Annotated in this window: 19 protein-coding genes; 10 read left to right on the top strand and 9 right to left on the bottom strand. The window is 67.3% G+C overall.

The window, feature by feature from the left end; translation table 11 throughout:
- Positions 1–123: 123 nt before the first annotated feature.
- From AC1DHX_RS03560 to AC1DHX_RS03545, 4 genes are all read left to right on the top strand, one after another.
- A complete protein-coding gene (locus tag AC1DHX_RS03560; protein ID WP_476850569.1) occupies positions 124–1,179 on the top strand; it encodes an iron ABC transporter substrate-binding protein in 1,056 nt (351 codons plus the stop codon).
- Positions 1,180–1,289: 110 nt separating this feature from the next.
- Complete coding sequence (locus AC1DHX_RS03555) at positions 1,290–2,789, top strand: ABC transporter permease (protein ID WP_043436715.1); 1,500 nt, start codon at positions 1,290–1,292, stop codon at positions 2,787–2,789.
- Positions 2,786–3,970 (top strand): ABC transporter ATP-binding protein, encoded by a 1,185-nt coding sequence (locus AC1DHX_RS03550; RefSeq protein WP_476857856.1) that lies wholly within the window; start codon positions 2,786–2,788, stop codon positions 3,968–3,970. Before AC1DHX_RS03555 ends, AC1DHX_RS03550 begins: the two co-directional genes overlap by 4 nt.
- 130 nt (positions 3,971–4,100) lie before the next feature.
- Positions 4,101–5,240, top strand: a complete 1,140-nt coding sequence (locus AC1DHX_RS03545; protein WP_476860087.1) for an aminopeptidase P family protein — start codon at positions 4,101–4,103, stop codon at positions 5,238–5,240.
- Positions 5,241–5,377: 137 nt separating this feature from the next.
- Here the strand turns inward: AC1DHX_RS03545 and AC1DHX_RS03540 are convergent, their stop codons facing one another.
- Positions 5,378–5,653: a DNA gyrase subunit A gene (locus AC1DHX_RS03540; RefSeq protein WP_476899859.1), complete on the bottom strand. Its 276-nt coding sequence runs from the start codon at positions 5,651–5,653 to the stop codon at positions 5,378–5,380.
- Between the two features lie 108 nt (positions 5,654–5,761).
- Positions 5,762–6,613, bottom strand: a complete 852-nt coding sequence (locus AC1DHX_RS03535) for a lysostaphin resistance A-like protein (protein WP_476860086.1) — start codon at positions 6,611–6,613, stop codon at positions 5,762–5,764.
- A gap of 357 nt (positions 6,614–6,970) precedes the next feature.
- Between AC1DHX_RS03535 and AC1DHX_RS03530 the strand changes: the two genes are divergently transcribed.
- On the top strand, positions 6,971–8,908 hold the full coding sequence (locus AC1DHX_RS03530) for a glycogen debranching N-terminal domain-containing protein (protein ID WP_476860085.1): 1,938 nt from the start codon (positions 6,971–6,973) through the stop codon (positions 8,906–8,908).
- On the opposite strand, the gene AC1DHX_RS03525 is transcribed toward AC1DHX_RS03530, so the two are convergent.
- Together AC1DHX_RS03525 and AC1DHX_RS03520 are read right to left on the bottom strand one after the other, a co-directional pair.
- Positions 8,861–9,643 carry a phosphatase PAP2 family protein gene (locus tag AC1DHX_RS03525; RefSeq protein ID WP_476860084.1) on the bottom strand — a complete coding sequence of 261 codons (783 nt, stop codon included), beginning with the start codon at positions 9,641–9,643 and terminating at the stop codon, positions 8,861–8,863. The two genes, AC1DHX_RS03530 and AC1DHX_RS03525, sit on opposite strands and share 48 nt — an antisense overlap.
- 78 nt (positions 9,644–9,721) lie before the next feature.
- Positions 9,722–10,321, bottom strand: coding sequence for a YdeI/OmpD-associated family protein (locus AC1DHX_RS03520; protein ID WP_476850563.1), 600 nt, complete (start codon positions 10,319–10,321; stop codon positions 9,722–9,724).
- Between the two features lie 92 nt (positions 10,322–10,413).
- Here AC1DHX_RS03520 and AC1DHX_RS03515 point away from each other — a divergent pair, with 92 nt between their 5' ends.
- The 5 genes from AC1DHX_RS03515 to AC1DHX_RS03495 all read left to right on the top strand — a co-directional run bounded on the left by AC1DHX_RS03515 (position 10,414) and on the right by AC1DHX_RS03495 (position 14,587).
- Complete coding sequence (locus AC1DHX_RS03515; protein ID WP_476860083.1) at positions 10,414–11,187, top strand: VOC family protein; 774 nt, start codon at positions 10,414–10,416, stop codon at positions 11,185–11,187.
- A 184-nt stretch (positions 11,188–11,371) separates the two neighbouring features.
- Entirely contained in the window at positions 11,372–12,745 is a 1,374-nt protein-coding gene (locus AC1DHX_RS03510; protein WP_476860082.1) for an MFS transporter, read from the top strand.
- The gene (locus AC1DHX_RS03505) at positions 12,742–13,563 is read left to right on the top strand and encodes a RidA family protein (protein ID WP_476860081.1); all 822 of its coding nucleotides are present in this window, start codon (positions 12,742–12,744) and stop codon (positions 13,561–13,563) included. Before AC1DHX_RS03510 ends, AC1DHX_RS03505 begins: the two co-directional genes overlap by 4 nt.
- Complete coding sequence (locus AC1DHX_RS03500; RefSeq protein WP_476860080.1) at positions 13,560–13,946, top strand: RidA family protein; 387 nt, start codon at positions 13,560–13,562, stop codon at positions 13,944–13,946. The genes AC1DHX_RS03505 and AC1DHX_RS03500 overlap by 4 nt, the downstream gene beginning before the upstream one ends.
- Positions 13,943–14,587, top strand: coding sequence for an RraA family protein (locus tag AC1DHX_RS03495; protein WP_476860079.1), 645 nt, complete (start codon positions 13,943–13,945; stop codon positions 14,585–14,587). The genes AC1DHX_RS03500 and AC1DHX_RS03495 overlap by 4 nt, the downstream gene beginning before the upstream one ends.
- A 79-nt stretch (positions 14,588–14,666) precedes the next feature.
- Here the strand turns inward: AC1DHX_RS03495 and AC1DHX_RS03490 are convergent, their stop codons facing one another.
- From AC1DHX_RS03490 to AC1DHX_RS03470, 5 genes are all read right to left on the bottom strand, one after another.
- On the bottom strand, positions 14,667–15,026 hold the full coding sequence (locus AC1DHX_RS03490) for a hypothetical protein (RefSeq protein WP_476899862.1): 360 nt from the start codon (positions 15,024–15,026) through the stop codon (positions 14,667–14,669).
- Between the two features lie 192 nt (positions 15,027–15,218).
- Positions 15,219–16,481: an aminotransferase-like domain-containing protein gene (locus tag AC1DHX_RS03485; RefSeq protein WP_476899858.1), complete on the bottom strand. Its 1,263-nt coding sequence runs from the start codon at positions 16,479–16,481 to the stop codon at positions 15,219–15,221.
- Positions 16,481–17,767, bottom strand: a complete 1,287-nt coding sequence (locus AC1DHX_RS03480; protein WP_476860077.1) for a M20 family metallo-hydrolase — start codon at positions 17,765–17,767, stop codon at positions 16,481–16,483. The genes AC1DHX_RS03485 and AC1DHX_RS03480 overlap by 1 nt, the downstream gene beginning before the upstream one ends.
- Before the next feature lie 9 nt (positions 17,768–17,776).
- Positions 17,777–19,537: an amidohydrolase gene (locus AC1DHX_RS03475; RefSeq protein WP_476899857.1), complete on the bottom strand. Its 1,761-nt coding sequence runs from the start codon at positions 19,535–19,537 to the stop codon at positions 17,777–17,779.
- Between the two features lie 19 nt (positions 19,538–19,556).
- A complete protein-coding gene (locus AC1DHX_RS03470) occupies positions 19,557–20,984 on the bottom strand; it encodes a gamma-aminobutyraldehyde dehydrogenase (RefSeq protein WP_476860075.1) in 1,428 nt (475 codons plus the stop codon).
- Positions 20,985–20,986: the final 2 nt, after the last annotated feature.

Below are 20,986 nucleotides of genomic sequence, written 5' to 3'. Positions count from 1 at the left end.
AACCAGCCTCAGGTTGGTCGCTTAGGTTTGGCTAACCTACAGTCTTTCTTAGTGAGCATGCCCTAACTTCCCCGCTCACGGGGGGCAGGGCACTACGACGACTTCCTTGTAGAAAGTAGCCCCATGAAGATCCGCACCAACGCGCTGGCGGGCATCGCCCTGGCCGCCACTGCCGCCCTGGGCCTGGCCGCCTGCGGCTCCGGTTCCTCCGCCACGGCCGGCAGCAGCGCAGCCGCCAACGGCTCCGCCGCYGGCGAGATCACGGTCTATAACGCCCAGCACGAATCCCTGACCAAAGAGTGGATCGACGCCTTCACCGCCGAGACCGGCATCAAGGTGACCGTGCGCCAGGGCGACGACACCGAGATGTCCAACCAGATCGTGCAGGAAGGCCAGGCCTCACCGGCGGACGTCTTCCTCACCGAGAACTCCCCCGCCATGGCCCAGGTGGAAAACGCCGGCCTCTTCGCGGATGTGGACAAGGCCACCGTGGACCAGGTCCCCGCCGAATTCCGCCCCTCCACCAACAAGTGGACCGGCATCGCGGCCCGCTCCACCGTGCTGGTCTACGACAAGAACAAGATCAGCGCCGACAAGCTGCCCAAGTCCATGCTGGACCTGGCCAACCCCGAGTGGAAGGGCAAGTGGGCTGCCTCGCCGTCGGGCGCCGACTTCCAGGCGATCGTCTCGGCCCTGCTGGAACTCAAGGGCGAAGCCGCCACTGAGGCCTGGCTCAAGGGCATGAAGGAAAACTCCAAGCCGTACAAGGGCAACAGCACGGCCATGAAGGCCGTCAACGCCGGTGAAGTCGACGCCGCCCTGATCTACCACTACTACTACTACGGCGACCAGGCCAAGACCGGCGAGAACTCCAACAACGTCACGCCGTTCTACTTCAAGAACCAGGACCCGGGCGCCTTCGTCTCCATCTCCGGCGGCGGCGTGCTGAAGTCTTCCAAGAACGCCGCAGCGGCCCAGTCCTTCCTGAAGTTCATCACCGGCAAGAAGGGCCAGGAAGTGCTCCAGAAGGGCACCTCCTTCGAATACGCTGTCGGCTCGGACGTCCCGTCCAACGACAAGCTGGTTCCGCTCAAGGAGTTGCAGGCCCCCACCGTGGATCCCGCCAAACTCAATTCCGCCAAGGTCACCGAGCTGATGACCCAGGCAGGACTGCTGTAGCCGCAGTGACTAACAAGCTGGCGGTCCCCGGTCCCTCTGTGGATTTGACGACTGACACGACGACGGCGGGCAGGGGTAAACGCCCCCGCCCGCCTTTCGGCGTCTCTGTCGTGTCCATCATCGCGGTCCTGATCGCCCTGTTTTCCCTGGTGCCCCTGGCCTACGTGGTCTTCATGACAGCCTCCACCGGCTGGGACACCGCAATGGCCCTGATCTTCCGCCCGCGCGTGGGCGAACTCCTGCTTAACACGGTGCTGCTGACCGTGGTGACGGTGCCGCTGTGCCTCGTCCTGGGCGTCGGCGGCGCGTGGCTCGTCGAACGCACCAGCCTTGTGGGCCGCAAGTGGTGGGCCGTTCTGCTCGCCGCCCCGCTGGCCATCCCCGCCTTCGTCAACAGCTACGCGTGGGTTTCCGCGGTGCCGTCCCTTGGCGGGCTGTGGTCCGGGGTCCTGATCGCCACCCTGTCCTATTTCCCGCTCGTGTACATCCCGGCCGCCGCGACGCTCAGCCGCCTGGACCCGGCGATCGAACAGTCCGCCGCCTCCCTCGGCCTCGGCGCCTGGCGCGCCTTCTTCCGCGTGGTGCTCCCGCAGCTGCGCATCGCCATGACCGGCGGCGGGCTGCTGGTCGCGCTCCACCTGCTGGCCGAATACGGGGCCTTCGCGATGATCCGCTTCGACACCTTCACCACCGCGATCATGGTCCAGTACCAGTCCACGTTCAACGGCACCGCCGGGAACATGCTGGCCAGCGTCCTGGTGTTCCTCTGCCTGATCCTGCTGCTCGTGGAGGTCCGCAGCCGCGGCAGCGCCCGGTACGCCAGGATCGGCTCCGGGGCCCAGGCGCGCGCCTTGCGGCTGCCCCTGCACGCCTACCAGCTCCCCGCCCAGCTGTCCCTGATCGCCCTCACCGGGCTGGCGTTCGGGCTGCCGCTAACGTTTGTGCTGCGCTGGATCGTCGCCGGCGGGCCGGAAATCTGGGCCGCCGAGGAATTCATGCCGGCCCTCCTGCAGACCTTGGCCTACGGCCTCGCGGCGGCCGTCGCCACCACCGTGGTCGCGTTCCCCATGGCTTATCTGGCAGTGCGGCGTCCCGGCTGGTTCAGCAAGTCCCTGGAGCTGTCCAACTACATCACCAGCTCCATGCCAGGGATTGTGGTGGGCCTGGCCTTCGTGACCGTGAGCATCCGGATGGTTCCCAGCATGTACCAGACCTCAGCGCTGCTCATCGCGGCCTATGTGCTGCTGTTCCTCCCCCGGGCCCTCGTGAACATCCGCTCGGGGCTGTCCCAGGCACCGAAGGAACTCGACGAGGCCGCCCAGGTGCTCGGCAAGCCGCCGCTGCTGGCCTTCCTGCGCGTGACGCTGCGGCTCACGGCCCCCGCCGCGGCTGGCGGCGCCGCCCTGGTGTTCCTGGGGATTGTCAACGAGCTCACCGCCACCCTCCTGCTCTCGCCCAACGGGACCCGCACCCTCGCCACCGAGTTCTGGAGCAAGAGCAGCGAGATCGACTACGCTGGCGCCGCCCCCTATGCGCTGCTGATGATCCTGATCTCGGCGCCCATGACCTATCTCCTCTTCCAGCAGTCCAAGAAAGTAGCCGGACAGTGACCGATGTCTACCCGTCGCGTGAGGCCCCCTCGCGCCTCCCCGAGCCGCGGGTCGCGGCTTCCGTGGCCACCAGCACCAACAGCCACCTGGAAATCGACGCCGTCACCAAGAACTTTGGGCCCCAGGCCGTCCTCAAGGGCGTCAACCTCTCCGTCGCCAAGGGCGGAACGACGGCGATCGTGGGACCCTCCGGCTCCGGCAAGACCACGCTCCTTCGCCTGATTGCCGGCTTCGAGCACCCGGACACCGGCAGCATCTCGCTCAACGGAAGCAAGGTGGCCGGGGAGAACGCCTGGGTCCCCGCGCACAAGCGGCACGTCGGCTACGTCGCCCAGGACGGCGCCCTGTTCCCGCACCTGACGGTCGGGCAGAACATCTCCTTCGGCCTGGACGCCGCCCAGCTTCCCGGCGGCCGCCGCGGCGTCAAGGCGCGGGTGGGCGAGCTGCTGGAAATGGTCTCACTGGACCCGGCCATGGCCAAGCGCCGCCCGCACCAGCTCTCCGGCGGGCAGCAGCAGCGGGTTGCCCTCGCCCGGGCGCTGGCCCGCAAGCCCGCGCTCATGCTGCTGGACGAGCCCTTCTCCGCCCTGGACGCCGGCCTGCGGGTGGCCACCCGCCGCGCCGTGGCCCAGGTGCTGAAGGACGCCGGCGTCACCACGATCCTCGTCACGCATGACCAGGCCGAGGCGCTGTCCTTCGCCGACCAGGTGGCCGTGATGCGCGGCGGCAAGCTGGCCCAGATCGGCAACCCGTTCGTCGTCTACACGCGTCCGGCTGATCGTGCCACCGCCGAGTTCCTGGGCGACGCCGTGATCCTGGATGCCTGGATGGAAGGCTCCCTGGCCACGTGTTCGCTCGGCGGGATCCCCGTGCGCCGCCCGCCGGCCCAGGGCCGGGTCCAGCTGATGCTGCGGCCCGAGCAGATCCGCATTTCCGAGGACGGCCCCATCCGCGGCACGGTGGTGGACACGGACTACTTCGGCCCCGAAACCACGGTGCGGCTCCAACTCCCCGTCCCGCCGGTCCTTGCCGCCGGCGCCATCCCGGACCACCGCTACCCCGGCGGCGGGGAGATCATCACCATCCGGCACTGGAACGCCTCGATCGCCCGCCCCGGCACGGAGCTGCGGCTTCGCGTGGTGGGCGAGGCGGTCGCCTTTCCGATGGATGAGCAGCCGTAACGTCGAGATTCGGCGTCCTGAAGCCTCTGTGCCCCGAAGGCTCACCCGCGACGGGTGATTCCAGAGTTACTGGAGCGGCTGTCCGGGCGATGGGTTGACCGGGGATGCCCCGCGCACGAGAATGCGAACCATGAGTGATCATCGCGGCCTTTCCGGTCCGGTTCCGTTCACCGCCGATGACTTCGCCGAACGGTTGCGGCGAGCAGCCCACGCCGCCCAGGATGCCGGGCTCGACGGCATCCTGGTCACTCCCGGACCGGACCTGCTGTACCTCACCGGTTATGCACCCGTGGCCATCACTGAACGCATCACCATGCTCGTGATCCCCGTCGACGCGGATCCCGCCATGATCGTTCCGAGGCTCGAGAGGCCCGACGCGGAAGCGGCCGCCGGCGCCTCGAATCTGCGGATCACCGACTGGACCGACGGGAGCGACCCCTACACGGAATCTGCCACGCTGATGGCCGGCACCGGACGTTATGCCGTCTCTGACTCGGCCTGGGCCATGCACCTCCTCGGCCTGCAGGATCGACTGCCCACGTCGTCCTACGTCTCGATGACGACCGCCCTGCCGATGCTTCGGGCGATCAAGGATGACGACGAGATCGAGCGGCTGGCGGCGGCCGGCGCGGCCGCAGACCAGGCGTATGAGGAGATCGTCACCGTGCGGTTCGCTGGGCGAAGCGAGACCGACGTCGGTTCTGATCTCGCCGACCTGCTTCGCCAGTTCGGTCATTCGCAGGTGGACTTCACCGTCGTCGGTTCGGGTCCGAATGGGGCCAACCCTCACCACGAGATCGGCCCGCGGATCATCGAGGACGGGGACATGGTGGTGCTCGACTTCGGCGGCCTCAAACACGGCTACGGATCAGACACGACGCGGACCGTGCACGTCGGCGAGCCCACCGCCGAGGAGCGCGAGGTTCACGACATCGTCAGACTCGCGCAGCAGGCCGGGTTCGAGGCCGTGCGTCCAGGCGTCGAGTGCCAGGAGATCGATCGCGTGTCCCGGGCGGTGATCACTGAAGCCGGCTACGGCGACTACTTCATTCACCGCGTCGGGCACGGAATCGGGCTGACGACTCACGAGCCGCCGTACATGGTCGAGGGCGAAACCCAGATCCTCCACCCCGGCATGTGCTTCTCGATCGAACCCGGAATCTACCTGCCGGGCAGGTTCGGCGTACGGATCGAGGACATTGTGACGGTCGTTCCCGACGGCGGACGGCGACTCAATCAGACCTCGCACGAGATGAGAATCGTCCACTAGTCAGCCGACCTGGTCCACGATCTGGCGTGGCCTCGGAACGAGACCGCTTTTGAGAGTCCTCAGGAGCGATCTCGTATTGGCCAGGCTGAGCGCCAGTCAGAACCCATGCGACCACCGATGCCGCCGTCAGGCGCGGTTCAGTGTCCATCGGGCAACCTTGATCTRAGTTCTTCKGCATRGGAAGCGATGGCCTGRCGCTGGTCTCGGGTGAATCTTCTGGCCTGCATGTCGAGGACTGCCCGGCTGGGCACTTCTCCCACGCCCAACAGTTGACCCACGCGACGGATTGCTTCGTCCAAGTCCTCTGAATCCTCAATCACCTGGAAGACCTCGTCCCGCCGATCCATCGCCTGCACCAGAGCCTCGACGATCATCAACTGCTGTTCCCTCATCTGCCGGTCATGCTCATCCATGCCGCGATTCTTGCACGACCGCAGTCTTGGAGCATTTCCGTCCAGTTTGGGGATCGGCTTACGGGCGCTAGTGCGACACCGAGCGAGTTGTTGAGCTGGCCCCTCAGGTCAGGCCACGGCGGGGACTGGGGGGATGTCGTGTGTCCGGTTGGCGCGGCCCTTGACGAGGAAGATGGCAAGGAGCGCCAGGAGTATATAGGCCCAGTTAAAGAGCCCCGCGAGTGATATCAGTTCTTCCGCCCCAGCTGTGGCKGAGGTGGCGTCGATCCCACCGGTGGCGAGGAACGTTGTGGGGTCTGTGGCGGCATGCAGCAGGATGGCCCACGTGATCCGGCCCGTCGCGCGCATGGAGAGGTACATCATGGCACCGAATCCAAAGGTGTAGACGACGGTAACGGCAACAACCAGGGGGGCCATTCCGGTGAGGAGGTTTCCGCTGTGCAGCAGCGCGAAATACAGGGATGACAAGACAAAGACCAGTCGTTCGCCATAGCCGCCGTTTCGGAGCATGTTCACTACTATTCCTCGCGTGGCGAGTTCTTCAGTGAACCCCACACACAATCCGAAGAACGCCATAACCAGAACAAGCCCGATGGAGTAGGCGGACCAGTTGGTTGCCATCAGCCGTAGGAAGATTGGGATGACGACGAGGAGGACTGCGACCCACATCCAGGCCTTCCCGCGGACGGGTTGGGGACCGAAGATTTCCTTGACCCAGCCGAGAGAGCGAGCGAAGAGAAAGAGGAGTATTCCCGAGAGCAAGATAGGGAGTGCTAAACCTAGGAATGCGCTGAGCGGATCGCTCAGGGGGCTTCCCAGGTCGATGGAGCCCCCAACCAGTGCACCTATTCCCAGCCCGATCAGTTCGTACACGCCCCAATACACGGCGACGATCAGGAGCGCTTTCCACCACGTCCCCCGGTTCCAAAACCGGACCCACGTAGAACTGTTATTTTCCATGATTAGAACTTCCCTCCCCGTTCGTTCCCCCACTTAGTCGGGCCACCACGCTAAGAATAAGCGATCGAGCGGAAGCGAAAAGTTCTCTCTGATGTTCGGCAAATCATCTTTGGCCACCATGGCAACGTGACGAAGAGCGACCGCCAAGATGGTTCTGATGAACCCGATGGAAGCGTCCCGTAGGTCGGACACACGACGAAGCTAATCGGCTACGCACGCGTTTCGACGCGGCCGCAGTCCACAGCCCGGCAGCCCGGCAGCCGGCGGCCGACGGCGGCCGACGCCATGACCTCTTAGGCGGTCGGCAGCGGGCTGTGGCGCATTGAGACCGCCCAGTGCCCGGCATAGGGTAGGCGGATGACTGTTCAGCCCGGCCTGCACCGCCAACTCTGCTCCGTTGCCGCCCCCACCCAGCTGTGGCTCGATCCTGACGGCCGCTTGGCCGGCGAGGTCAAACCGCCCGGAGCCGGTGACTCCGCTGATCCGGCCGGGTTCACCGGGCTGCTCCACGGCGACACCCGGATGCTCTGCCGGGCGCTCGTGCGCGTCAACGGACTGGAACCCGAACCGGCCACCGTCGAGGCCGAGCCCGGCGGCGTCCTGCGCGTCCGGGGCCTGGTCCGGGGCATCCCGGGACCCACGGAGGATCCCGCCGTCGAGCTCCTCCAGACCTGGACGGTGACGCCGGGCGTGGTGCGGCACACCCTTCAGCTGCGCACCTCGCTGGATTCCCTCGACGTCGAAATCGACGTAGCCCTCGCGGCCGACTTCACCGACATGGCCCAGATCCGCCTCAGCCGCTTCCGTGACCCGTCCGCGCCGGTCTCTGCCGATGGGTCCACGCTGCGCTGGCAGGAGGGTGGCAAGACCCTGGCGGTCGCGGCCCCCGGCGCCGTCACCCCGGAAGGCCACCTCGCCTGGCGCGGAACCCTGGGCCGGGGCCGGCCGTTCGAGGCCGAATGGCAGGCCGTCCTCACCGATGACGACGACGCCGTGGTGGCTGCCCGCCCGCCCGCGGCCAGGCCGCCGCGGACCGGACCTGCCGGGGCCCTGGGCCTGCTCCTGGATAACTCCCTCGATGACGTGGCCGGGCTCCGCCTGGCCACCCGCCAGCTGCCGGACGCCCCGTTCATCGCCGCCGGGGCGCCCTGGTACTTCACGCTGTTCGGACGGGATTCGCTGTGGGCTGCGCGGCTGCTGCTGCCTCTGGACACCGGCGCGGACAACGGGCTGGCGGCGGGCACCCTGCGCGCGCTGGCTGCTTTCCAGGGCACCCGGACGGACGCGGCGGCCGCCGAGGAACCCGGCAAGATCCTGCACGAACTGCGGTCCAAGGAACTGGTTCTTGAGAGCCAGAACCTGCGCCTGCCGCCGGTGTACTTCGGGGCGGTGGATTCCACCCCGTTGTGGCTTTGCCTGCTCGGTGAACTCTGGCGCACCGGCCGGGACGAGGACGCCGTGCGGTCGCTGCTGCCGAACGCGGCACGCGCCGCGGAGTGGCTGCTCGCCGCCGGCTCCCCGGTAGACGGCGCAGCGGACGGCGCAGCCGGCAACGGCGGGTTCCTCAGCTACCGTGACTCCACGGGCCACGGCCTGAGCAACCAGGGCTGGAAGGATTCCCGGGACGCCATGCAGTTCCGCGACGGCCGGCAGGCCGAGGGGCCCATCGCCCTGTCCGAGGTGCAGGGCTACGCGTACCAGGCAGCCATGGGGACGGCGGAACTGTTCGACGCGTTCGGGGAACCGGGCGCTCAGGCGCTGCGCGACTTCGCCGCGGCCCTGCGGCTCAGGTTCCGGGAGCGTTTCTGGGTTGAGGACGACGGCGGGCCGTTCCCGGCAATGGCCCTGGACGGGCACGGGGTCCCCTTGGACATCCCGGGCTCGAACATGGGACATCTGCTGGGCACGGGCATCCTGGATGCGGCCGAAGCCCGGATCGTCGCGGACCGGCTGGTGAGCCCCGAGCTGTTCTCCGGCTACGGCGTGCACACGATTTCGCGGCGGGCCGCAGGGTTTTGGCCCTTCAGCTACCACTGCGGCTCGGTCTGGAGCCACGACACCGCCATCGCGATCCGCGGCCTCCTGGCCGACGGTTTCGTCGCAGAGGCACGCACCCTCGCCGACGGCCTGATCGCGGCGGCGGCCTCCTTCGGGCACCGGTTGCCGGAGGTGTTCGCCGGGGTGCGGGCCGAGGACTCGAGCGTCGCGGTACCGTATCCGGCGTCGTGCCACCCGCAGGCGTGGTCCTCAGCCTCGGCGGTGGTGATCGCCCAGGCGATGGGCGTCGGACTCTGACGGTCCCGCCTCCACTGGGTGTTGCCCGGACGGGGCCGCGGCGGCGCGCAGCCCGTCGGCCAGGATAACGATCCCGGTAACGGCGAGCGCCAGGCCCATGGAGGCGAGCACGTCCGTCAGCCAGTGGTACCCCAGGTACAGGCGGCTGAAGGCAACCACCAGTGTCCCGGCAGCCGCTGCCGCGAAGCCGAGCACCGACGTCGTCCGTTTGCCCGTCCGCGTGCCGCGCGCCGCCAGCAGCAGGTAACTGAGGACGCACAGGAAGACGCCGGCCCCGAAGGTATGGCCGGAGGGAAAGGACAGGGCGTCGTCCGGTCCCAGCATGAAGCCGCTGGCGGCGGGCCGGCTCCGGCCGACGTCGTGCTTCACCAGCGTGGACACCGCGAAGGTGGCCGCCATGGCGCTGACCAGCAGGGCGGGACGCCAGACTTCACGCTTGAAGACCGCCCAGGCAAGTGCCACGGCGCAGCCGATCACGGTCATCCATAGCGGCGACGTCACCGTGGTCACGGCCGCCAGGATGGCGGTAGCCAAGGGGTTCCGGGACGCCACGATTCCGTCGTGCACGGGCGCGTCCAGGTCGGCCACGCCGCTGTTCGACTGCACGGCTGCGAGCACGGTCCAGAAGATCGTCTCGCCCGCAATTAACAGGCCCGCAGCCACGAAGAAGAGCCGCCGCTGGGACGGCAGCGGCAGGCTGGCAGGGGGTCGCGGGGCACGCTGGGCAAGGAGCATCGCCCCATCCTGCCAGAGGCAACTCCCCGCAGCCAGCAAGGCCGCTGGGAATTCTCTGGGATGCGCGGCGGGCGAGCGCTACGGTTCCGGGGGACGCCTGGTCTGCGGGTACGGCGTGTCGAACCTGGCCAGCATCTCCACGAACCCGGCGATCTTCCGCTCCCGGGTCGAGGCCTGCTTGACCGAGTTGGTGCGGTAGATCAGGGCATACCGGTTCACGGACGTCAGGACCTCGAACATCGCCTGCGCCCGCGGCTCCGCCGCGATGGCGGCGGCGAGGTCATCCGGGACCTCCGCCGTCGCCGCGCCCGAATAGGCGGCCTCCCAGCGCCCGTCCGCCTTGGCGGCGGCGACGGCCGCCTGCCCGGCGGGGGCCATCCGCCCTGCCGCCTCCAGGCGGTCAATCCGCTCCACGTTCCGGGCCGACCACACGCTCTTGGGTCCCCGCCGGGTCATCCGCTGGAACGAGCTTTCCTCGTCCCGGCGCCGCCCCTGCCCGTCGATCCAGCCGAAACACAGCGCCTCCTGCAGCGCGGCCTCGTAGTCCAGCTCCGTCACCGATCCGCCCTTCTTGTGCAGCACGAGCCACACCCCGGGACTCTGCGCGTGGTGCTGCTCCAGCCAGGCGCGCCACTCGGCGGCGTCCTTCACCAGCAGTTCCTCCAGTTCAACAGCCATGGCCCCATTGTGCCCTGCCGTGCTGACCGGAGGGGTGCTTTGGTGGCACCATGTCAGGAGGAGCCAAAAACCGTCCCTCGCAAGGAGATCCCATGCTGCGCGTCCGCCCGATCCACTACACCTCCCGCATGGACCAGTGGGAGGGCCTGCTGTCCGCCCTCGGCATGGTGCGCACAGTCGACGACGGCGACTGGCAGGAGTTCGACGCCGGCTCGGGCCGCCTCGCGCTGCACCGGGTCCCGGCGGGCGCCGCCGGGGCTGATGCCGGGGACGGTGCCGGTGCCGGAATGGTGCTGGACGGAAAGACGGACTTCGGCGTCGAGGTCGGGGACCTGGCAGAATTCGCGCGCCGCACCAACGCCGCCGCGGAGGACGGGACTGCCCCGGCCGCGCTGGTCAGCGCCCGCCACGGCGATACCTGCCGCATCACGGGCGCGGACGGGTTCGGCTTCTTCGCGGACAAGGCAGCCCACGGCGCACAGTGCGCGGACGCCGATCCGGCCCTCGCCGTCGTCGAAGTCTGGTTCACGCCGGACGCGGCCGCCGCCGCGCAAACCCTGCGGAACATGGGCGCCCGGCTGCGGCCGGCCCCGGACGACGACGAAACCGCGGATTTCACGGCGAAGAACGGCGGCGTGCTTATGGTCCGGCCCGCCAGCGGCGCGGCCCGGACCGGCCTGGGGTTTGAATACACCGGCGACCTCGCCGGCCTGCGGGACCGCCTCGCGGCCGCCGGCCACCGGGTCAGCCTGACGGAAGAGGCCTTCGGCCGGACCCTGCACGTGGCCAACCCGGACGCCGCTGACCTGCCGGAGAACCCCCACGGGGCGATGCTCTGGATCTCGCAGAAGCCCGAAGGCGCCTGAGGCGGAAGCGTGGCGGGGTGACCGGTTGCCACGCTGTCAGTGCCGTGACATTGGGTATCTGCCCATTCGGAGGGCCTAAACGGGTGGAAACTTCCATTGAAAGGTGATCTGCAGCACGTCAGAGTGAGAGGGATCCGGCGACCGTCGCCGTCGATCATCACCTCCCTCGCATCCTGGAGCCCTCATGACCCAAACCAGCGTCGACCCACGCAAGGCCTTCTCTGACATCGGCAAGATGCGAAAAATCGCAGTTGCCAGCGTCATCGGCACCACGGTGGAGTGGTACGACCTCTTCCTCTTCGCGACCGCTTCCGCCCTCGTGTTCAACAAGATCTTCTTTCCGAGCTTTGATCCGCTGGTGGGGACGATGTTGGCGTTCGGCACTTTCGCTGCCGCCTATGCGGCGCGGATCGTCGGCGCCGCACTGTTCGGCCACTTCGGCGACCGGATGGGGCGCAAGTCAATGCTGCTGACCTCGCTGCTGACGATGGGTGCCGCCACGTTCGCGATCGGTCTTCTGCCGGACTACGCCACGATCGGGATCGCGGCGCCCATCCTGCTGCTGACCCTTCGAGTCATCCAAGGCCTGGCTTTGGGCGGAGAATGGGGTGGCGCGGTCCTCATGGTGGTCGAACACGCCCCGAAGGAAAAGCGTGGATACTACGGGTCGCTCGTCCAGGTCGGGGTCCCCGGTGGGACCTTGATCGCCAACCTCGTCTTCTTGGTGATCGCGGCCGTCATGCCGGAACAGGAACTCCTGGCATGGGGCTGGCGTGTGCCGTTCCTAGCCAGCGTCCTGCTGGTTGCCATCGGCCTCTACATCCGCCTCACTCTCGAGGAGACTCCCTCGTTCCAGGCGGTGAAGGACGCCGGAGCCAAAGCCAAAATCCCACTGGCGGAACTGCTGCGCAAATACTGGAAGCAAGTCATCCTCGGAGCACTTGCTACGGTATCGACCGGCACCTCCTTCAATATCCTTGTCGCCTTCGGACTGACCTACGGCAAGACTGAACTGAAATATTCCACTAACACGATGCTCTGGGCCGTACTCGTTGCATGTGTCGTGGGGCTCGTGATGCTCCCGGTCTTCGGTCGCATGTCCGACCGCTTCGGCCGGAAGCCGATCATTGTTGGCGGCATCATCGCGGAGATCGTCCTGGCGTTCCCCATGTTCTGGCTGATGGATACGAAATCCATCGCAGGCCTCATGTGCGCCTATGTCCTGATGATGACCGCATTCTGTGCCAACTATGGCCCCATCGCCACTTTCCTGGCCGAACTGTTCGGTTCCCGGGTCAGGTACTCCGGTCTCTCCGTCGCCTACATGCTGGCCGGATTGCTGGGCAGTGCCATCACTCCCGTTGTCACCACTGCATTGCTGAAGGCCACCGGCCAGGGGTCGTCAGTGGCGTGGTTCCTGATCGGTTCCGCGGTGGTGTCCCTCGTCGGCCTGCTACTGCTTTCCGAGACTCTGCGCTCCAATCTCGATTCCGTCCATGAGGCCCCAGTCCGGGCCGCTTCGACCTCTGACCCCGAAGAAGTACGGGTGGGTTCATGAGGCGCCTTGATACCGTACGCGGCGTCGCCGCGCCCAAGGGCGCCGCCTCCCCGGCCGTCGTAGCCAATGGCTTCGTATTCGCGTCGGGGCAGGTCCCCGAGGCCGCGGATACGAACGAACCGCCAGCTGACTTCGCCGATCAGGTGCGACTAGTGCTCTCGAATCTGTCCGCGACTCTGGAGGCCGCCGGCTCAAGCCTGAAGCATGCCGTGAAAATCACGACGTTCCTGACGGATCCGCGGCTGGCGGAGTACAACGAGGTTTATTCCGAGATCTTCGGTGACGAACTGCCTGCCCGAACCACGGTCATGGTGGCCGGCGGCGAATTCGCCATCGAAGTCCAGTGCATCGCCGCGGTCCCCGGCCCTGATCACACGGGCGGGATTCGCAGAATTGCGAACGCTCCGGGCATGGCGCCAGTCCTGGGCCCGTACTCCCAGGCCGTGATTGCTAACGGCTTCGTCTTCACCTCAGGTCAGATCCCCGCGCGCAGCAGCATGGCGGACCAGCCGGAGGATTTCGGCGGCAAAGTCCGCCAGACCCTGAACAATCTGGAGTCCGTCCTCATCGAGGCCGGCTCGGGGCTGGACCTGGTCGCAAAGGTCACCACCTACTTGACGGATCCGGACCAGCTCGATGAATATAACGGAATCTATGCGGACTTCTTTGGTTCATGCCTGCCGGCACGCACCTCGTGTTGCGTAGACATCTGGGATATTGCGCTCGAGATCGAATGTATTGCGGTCGTTGCCCCAGATCCGGGGCCGGAGGATCCGTCCCGCGCTGGGCGTACCCAGGACGAGGTGGCGACGTCATGAAAAGACTCGCCTCTTTCCCAGGCCTGGCCCCGGCCATCGGACCGTTCTCGCAGGCAGTCGTAGCGGGCGGCTTCGTTTTCACTACCGGACAGATTCCGTTGATTTCCGGCACGGATGACAGGCCGGCCGACTTCGCCGGATCGGTCCGGCAGGTCCTCAGCAACCTGGAGACGGTACTGCTCGGAGCCGGCTCATCCCTGGAGCACGTCGCCAACATCACGACGTACCTCAGCGGTCCGGACCAGTTCGAGGAGTACGACAGCATCTTCGCCGAAGTCTTCGGCGCCCAGCTGCCCGCCCGGACTTCCGTCTGCGTGGGTATCTGGGACTTCACTTTCGAAATCCAGTGCATCGCAGTCCTAACAGACGGCGTCGGAGCATGAGGTCGGCACAGATGGCGCTGGATGCCGAACTGGTCCGGCGCCTGCGCTCAGTCAGTTTTCCCACCATTGGGCATTTCCTGGAAGAGGGCTTCCTCGACTCGGGCATCCGAGCCCTGCTCCGCGACGTCCGGGTTGTGGGGCGGGCGGTCACCGTGCGGGTGGCCGAAGCGGACGCTTACGCCACCAACCGGGCCCTGGCGCTGCTGGAACCCGGCGATGTCCTGGTGATCGAGACCGGGGGCGACCTCGCCCATGCGCCGGTAGGGGCCGTCACGGGGTGCGCAGCGATGTGTCGGGGTGCGGTGGGAGTTGTCGTCGACGGCGTCGTGACGGATGTCGTTGAGCTTCGGGCAGCAGGCCTGCCTGTCTTCGCCCGCGGCACGAGCGTCCTGACCGCGAAGCGGATCGCCAGCCCGCGCAGTGCCGTCAATGTTCCTGTCTTGTGCGGCGGCGTGATGGTAAACCCCGGCGACGTGGTGATGGCGGATGACAACGGGGTCCTGGTCCTGTCCGCCGACGAGGCTACAGCCGTCGTGGACGCGGCCCTCGCCGCCGACCGGGCGGAGCCAGCGATCCTGGCTCGGCTCCGGTCCGGGGAACCGATTAGCGATGTTCTTCCCGGAGGGCCCTCGCTCACCTAGGGGGCACCAGCCGCGAGGCAAAAGCAAGGGGCGGGTCCGGGCCAGGGCGGTTTCTAGGGGTCCTTGCAACACCTGCTGGTTAGGTGGTTAGTAGTAAATCACGCAGACGCTCGGCTGGGGTATCCCAGCCGAGCGTTTTACGTGGGCGGCCGTTGAGCTCCTGGGCGACGTGTTCGAGGTCTTCCGGCCCGTAGCTTTTCAGCCCGGCTTTACGCACCCAGCCGGCGCACGTGTCGGGGTTCAAGCCGAGCTCCCTGGCTGCCTTCCGCGTGCTCTTGAGCCGGTCGAACACGAGGAAGAACTCGTCCTTCTGCTCACGCGTGTATTTCCTCTGGCCAGCCTTCCGGTTCCGCGAGGCGCGCTCGGTCGGTCGCGCATTATGGTCCCACTGGTAACAGGTCATCTGATTGAATCCGAGATCCCGTGCGGCCTCGCTCACACTCCCAAGCCGGTCCAGAACAGCAAAGAACTGATCCTTCTGCTCCGGCGTGCRTTTCCTCCGGGCGGCAGATTCTTTCGTTAAAGACGACACGGTCGTTGCAACTCCCAAAAATTCTGGGTGTTGCAACGACCGCTAGAACCGCCCAGAAGCCCGGACCCACCCTTTGCTTTATTTGTTAGGTCTTGCGCCTCAGGAGGCCGCGATCACCGGCGCCAAGCGGCCTATGCCCTCCGCGATGAGCTCCGGGGTCAGTGCGCTGAACGCCAGGCGGAGCTGGTTGGTACGCTCATTCAGCGGCATGAAGGGAGCTCCGTGGAAGGCCACCACGCCAGCGCTTGCGGCCCGGTGGACCAGCGCATGAGTGTCCACAGCGGGATCGAGAGTCAGCCATGTGAAGAAACCACCTTCTGGCCGGGTCCAGGTGATCCCTGCCGGCATCTGGTTTTCTAGGGCGGCCAGAATGGCGTCCCGGCGCTGCCGGTAGATGCCTCGGGACACGTCGAGCTGACCCTCCCAGTCAAAGTCCCGCAGGTACGCAGAGGTCAACATCTGGTTGAACGCCGGCGGGCACAGGGTGCTGGAGCCGCCCGCGATGAGGAATCGTTGCTTCAAATGTCGCGGGATCAGGGCCCACCCCAGCCGCAGGCCGGGGGCGAAGATCTTCGAAAATGAGCTCAGATACAGGACATCCAGCGGATTCCCGGCGCGCAGGGGAGGAAGCAACCCGCCCTCATAGCGCAGGAGGCCGTAGGGGTTGTCCTCCACCACCAGAATGTTGGCCTCCTGGCAGATGTCCACGATGCGCTGCCGCCTGTGGCTGGCCAGGGTCACACCCGTGGGGTTGTTGAAGTTCGGAATGGTGTAGAGGAATTTGATCCTGTAGCCGTCCGCCCGCAACTCGGAAATTCGACGTTCCAGGAGCTCTGGGATGAGGCCGTCCGCGTCCGTCGCTGCCGGATGGACTTTGACCTGGTAGGTGGYAAAGGTTCCCAGTGCTCCCATGTAGGTGGCGTCGTCCGTCAGGACGGTGTCGCCGGGGTCGCAGAGGATCTTCGTGATGGTGTCGAGTCCGGACTGGGAGCCGACGGTGACGGCGACGTCCTCCGGGTCCGCGTCGCAAATGCCTTCAAGCGACATCACGGCGCAGATCTGCCGGCGGAGCTCCTCGGTTCCCTGGCCGCCGCCATACTGCAGCGCCCGCGAGCCTTGGCCGGACAGGATTCGAGCGGCGCTACGGCCCAGCAGATCCAGTGGCAAAGAGTCCACGTCGGGGTTGCCACCGGCCAGGGATATCGTGCCCGGCCGCGCGGCCAGTGCGAAGATATCCCCGACCTCTGTCGAGGTGCTGTTTGCTGAGCGCAGGGCCCACAGGCTTTCGTGCCGGGCCCGGGTTGCGTCCGCCTTCAGCGCCGCGGGCTCAACGACGCCGGCCTCCAGGACGCCGGGTTCCATCAGGCACTGACCGGTGCCGCGGCGTCGTCCGCCAGGTCGCCGTTGCAGAGCCGGTTGACGACTTCGGTGAGCATCGTCAACCCTGCCACGATGTCCTCGTCCGTGGTGTATTCGTGCTCGTTGTGGGAGATCCCGTCCACACTGGGCACAAACAGCATCACCGTCGGGACAAGGTCCTTCATGTTGGTCGAATCGTGCCCGGCCAAGGTCATGACCGGCTTGTTCGCCAGGCCCAGGTCCGCCGCCACCTTGGCCGCGAGTTCAACGCCCTCTGGCTGGTAGGGGGTCACGGGCCACGTGTGGGAGTGGTTGCGCTCCACCGTGACGTTCGCCAGCTTCTCGATCCCGGCGATCCGCTTGTCCAGCAGGGCGTCCGCCTCGGCAAGGACAGCTTCGTCGGCGCTGCGCAGGTCCAGCAGCAGGCTCACCCGGGACGGCACCACCACGGGCGAGTTGGGGTAGACATTCAGCTGCCCGACGGACGTGTGCAGCATGCCGGGGTAGGTGTCGGCGAGTTCCCGGGCGGCGACCACCATCATGGACGCGCCCAGCAGCGCGTCCTTCCGGTCGGCAATCACGGTGGACCCGGTGTGGGCCTGCTCGCCGTGGACCACGAACTCGTATTTGTTGGCCGCCCAGTTGGAGTTCACCAGCCCGATGGTGATGCCTTCGCGTTCCATGCTCCGGCCCTGCTCAATGTGGATCTCGGCGCAGTACGCGGCTTCGGGGCCCTCATAGCTGCCGCGGCAGCCGATCGCGTCCAGGGCCTCGCGGACCGAGACTCCGGCCGCGTCCGTGGTGGCCAGCGCGGTCTCGAGTTCGAGCTTTCCGGTGTAGACGGAGGAGCCCATCATGGACGGCTTGAAGCGGGAGCCCTCCTCGTTGAACCAGTTGACCACAGCGATGTTGAACCGGGGCTGCCCGGCTGCTCCGGCCGCGGCCCACTGCTCCACGAGCCGGAAGGCCGCGTGGGTTGCGGCGAGCACGCCGTACGCGCCGTCGTAGCGACCCGCCGTCGGCTGGGAATCCATGTGGGATCCCACCACCACGAAGGGGGCACCCGGCACGGCCTCATAGAGGCCCCACTGGTTGCCGACCCGGTCGAACCGTACGGTGAAGCCCTTGGCCTCCAGCAGGCCCGTAAGCCATTGCCGCTGCTGGCCGTCCGGCACGCTGGCCGCCTGCCGGTCCACGCCGCCGTTCTCGGTCGCGCCGAATTCACTCATGTTGTGGAAGTCTCGCACGAACGCGGCGTCGCGGGTGCTGAAAGTGGTCTCAGTAGTCACGGTGTTCCCCTATGAACGATTGGTAGCTGCGCTGAAGAATGGACCGGTTGCGGCCGAATCGGCCGCAACCGGGAATGTGAGGCCGGGGGTCCGGAACGTAAAGCTCCCCCCGACGGCGGTTGCCAGCACCTCGAGGTCGGCGATGCTGCCCGCGGTGAGCGGGGACCCGGACAGGACGGTGAAGTCGGCCAGCTTCCCGGTCGTCAGTGAGCCTTTGATGCCGGACGTGCCCGTGGCTACTGCGGCTCCGGTGGTGTACGCCGCCAGGGCTTGGAACGGGCTCAGCCGCTCGTCCGGGTTCCCGAAAACGGCCCCGGAGGCGGTGCSCCGGTCCACGAAGGCCTGCATTCCGCGGAGCACGTTGCCGTCGGCCACGGGGCGGTCGGAGCTGCCGGCGAGCGTCACCCCCGCGGCAAGGAACGACGCGGCCCTGTAGGCCCAGCCGAGCCGTTCCGGCCCGAGCGAAAGCGTCATGCCRTCCCCGCCGTCGAAGAAGAAGCTGGCCTGCGGGGTGACGGCGATGCCGGCGGCGGCCAGCCGCGGGAGCTGCTCGGGCCGGGTCATCGAGGCGTGTTCGATCCTGTTGGGCACGGCCCGGGGGCCGTATTTCGCGGCGCAGCCGGTGATGATCTCGATCGCGAGGTCAACGGCACGGTCGCCGATGGCGTGCGCCGCGATCGACCAGCCGGCCGCATAGGCAGCCTCGATCTTTGCCCGGAGCGCCTCCGGTTCCGCCTGGAAGTAGCCGGTGTTGCCGGTGTTGTCCGTCCCGCCATGGCTGCAGTAGTCATGGCTGACCGCGGCCGTTTCGCCGAGCAGTGACCCGTCCAAGAACACCTTCGCCGGGCCCAGGGACAGGAAGTCGCCGCCGAAGCCACTGGTGATGCCCAGGTCCAGCCCGGCTGGCGTGGGACCCGGCGGGTGCTCTCCACCGAGCGGGTGAAGCACATCGAGGACGGGCATCAGCTGCGCCCGGGCGTGGAGCCTGCCCGCGGCTGCCGCCCGCTGGTAGGCGGCCAGCTCCACGGGGCTGTGGCCGATCCAGCCGCCGCCGATCCCGGCCTCGGTGAAGCTCGTGATGCCCTCCGCGGCGTAGTAGGTGGTAGCCCGGTCCAGTGCGGCTTCGATCGCCTCGGACGAGTACGGCAGGATGAGCTGCTGGATCAGCTGCTGCGCGGTTTCCTGGACCAGCCCGGTGGGGCGGCCGTCGGCGTCGCGGACAATAACGCCGCCGTCGGGGTCCGGAAACGACGCCGGTTCGGCGCCGGCCAGCCGGAGGGCGGCCGTGTTGACGACGGCCATGTGCCCGGAGTTGTGCCGCATGAACAGCGGCCGGTTTCCCGTGATCCGGTCCAAAACGGTGATGTCCGGGAACTCGCCGCCGTGCTGCTGCTGGCTGAAGCCGGTGGCCAGCAGCCAGTCCGGCGCCGGTCCGGTCCCAGGGTCCGTCTCTGGCCCTGCCTCAGGCTGCCCGCTGTCTGCCGCCATGCCGGCCTCCAGCAGGGCGTAGAGCTGGTGCAGGCCGCGCGCGGCGGAGACGTCCAGCTCCCCCAGGCCGAGCCCGAACCAGGTGGTGTGGCAGTGGGCGTCGATGAAGCCGGGGGTCACGGTGGCGCCGCCGAGGTCCAGGACTTCGGCCGCGTCCAGGCCGGCCAGGTCGTCGTCGAGGCCCACAATCCGGCCCTGCCAGACGCCCAGCGAGGTGGCATGCGGGCGGCGCTCATCCATGGTGATGATGTCCGCGTTGCGCAGCAGCAGATCGAGTTTCAAGGGTTACCTACGCGGTTCTTTAGCGGTGGGAGGTGGTGACTGACTTGATGCGGGTGTAGTCCTCCAGGCCAAAGACGGAGAGGTCCTTGCCGGTCCCGGAGTGCTTGAAACCGCCGTGCGGCGCCTCGGCGGAGATCACCTGGTGGCAGTTGATCCAGACGGCGCCGAAGTCCAGCTCGTTCGAGACCCGCGTGACCACTCCGTGGTTGTTGGACCAGACGCTGGAGGCCAGCGCGTACTTGGTCCCGTTGGCCAGCTCCAAGGCTTCGGCCTCGTCCCGGAAGGGCTGGATGGTGACGACGGGTCCGAAGATTTCCTCGCAGACCACCTCGTCGGCCTGGAACACCCCGTCGATCACGGTGGGTTCGAAGTGGAAGCCGGCGCCCGTCCGCTTGCCGCCGGCCAGGACCCTGGCGTTCGCGGGCAGCCGGGACATGAAGCCTTCCACCCGGTCCAGCTGGGCGGCGCTGTTCAGCGGGCCCAGGTCCGCGGCGTCGCCGCCCACCTGCAGCGCTGCGGCTGCCGCGGCGAGCGCGGCACCGAACTCCTGGTGGATGGAGTCCTCGACGAGCACACGGGTCACGGCGGTGCAGTCCTGCCCGGCGTTGAAGAACGCACCGAGCGCGATCTCCCTGGCCGCCACGTCAATGTCGGTGTCGGCGAAAACGATCGCCGGTGCCTTGCCGCCGAGTTCCAGATGGACGTCCTTGAGGGTCTTCGACGCCGCGGACATCACCTGGGCCCCGGCCCGGGTGGAGCCGGTGATAGACACCATTTCCGGGATCTCGTGATCCACCATGGCGGCACCGGTCCCCCGGCCACCGCAGATGACGTTGACGACGCCGGCGGGGTAGGCCTCCTGCGCCAGTTCGCCCAGCACCAGGGTGGACCAAGGCGTGGTGTCGGCCGGTTTCAGGACCAGCGTGTTGCCGGCGGCGAGCGCCGGTCCGATYTTCCAGATGGCCATCATGAACGGGTAGTTCCAYGGGGTGATCTGGGCGACCACGCCGAGGGGTTCMCGCCGGACGGTGGAGGAAAAGCCGCGGACGTATTCGGTCTGGGCGGTCCCGGACACCACGCGGCAGGCGCCGGCGAAGAAGCGCAGCTGGTCGGCGCCGCGGAGGATCTCGATCTCGCGGGTGATCTGGCGCGGCTTGCCGGTGCAGGCTACCTCGGCGTCCAGGAGCCTGTCGACGTTGGCCTCGATGAGGTCGGCGAGTTTGAGCATCATGGCCTGGCGTTCGGCCGGGGTGGTCCGCTTGTAGCTCTGGAAGGCGGTGTGGGCGGCCTGGAAGGCGCGGTCCACGGTGGCGGCGTCGCTGTCCGGGGCGGTGCCGAGCTGGACTCCGGTGGCGGGGTCGAAGAACGGCAGGGTGGCCGCGTCCGAACCGTCGGCGGCGCTGCCGGGGACGGTCTCACCATTGATGATGTTGTGCAGGGTGATCATGA

Source organism: Arthrobacter sp. 05N33_2 (assembly GCF_056397425.1).
Note: the sequence above shows the minus strand (reverse complement) of the source record. Positions and strands in the feature narration are given on the sequence as shown.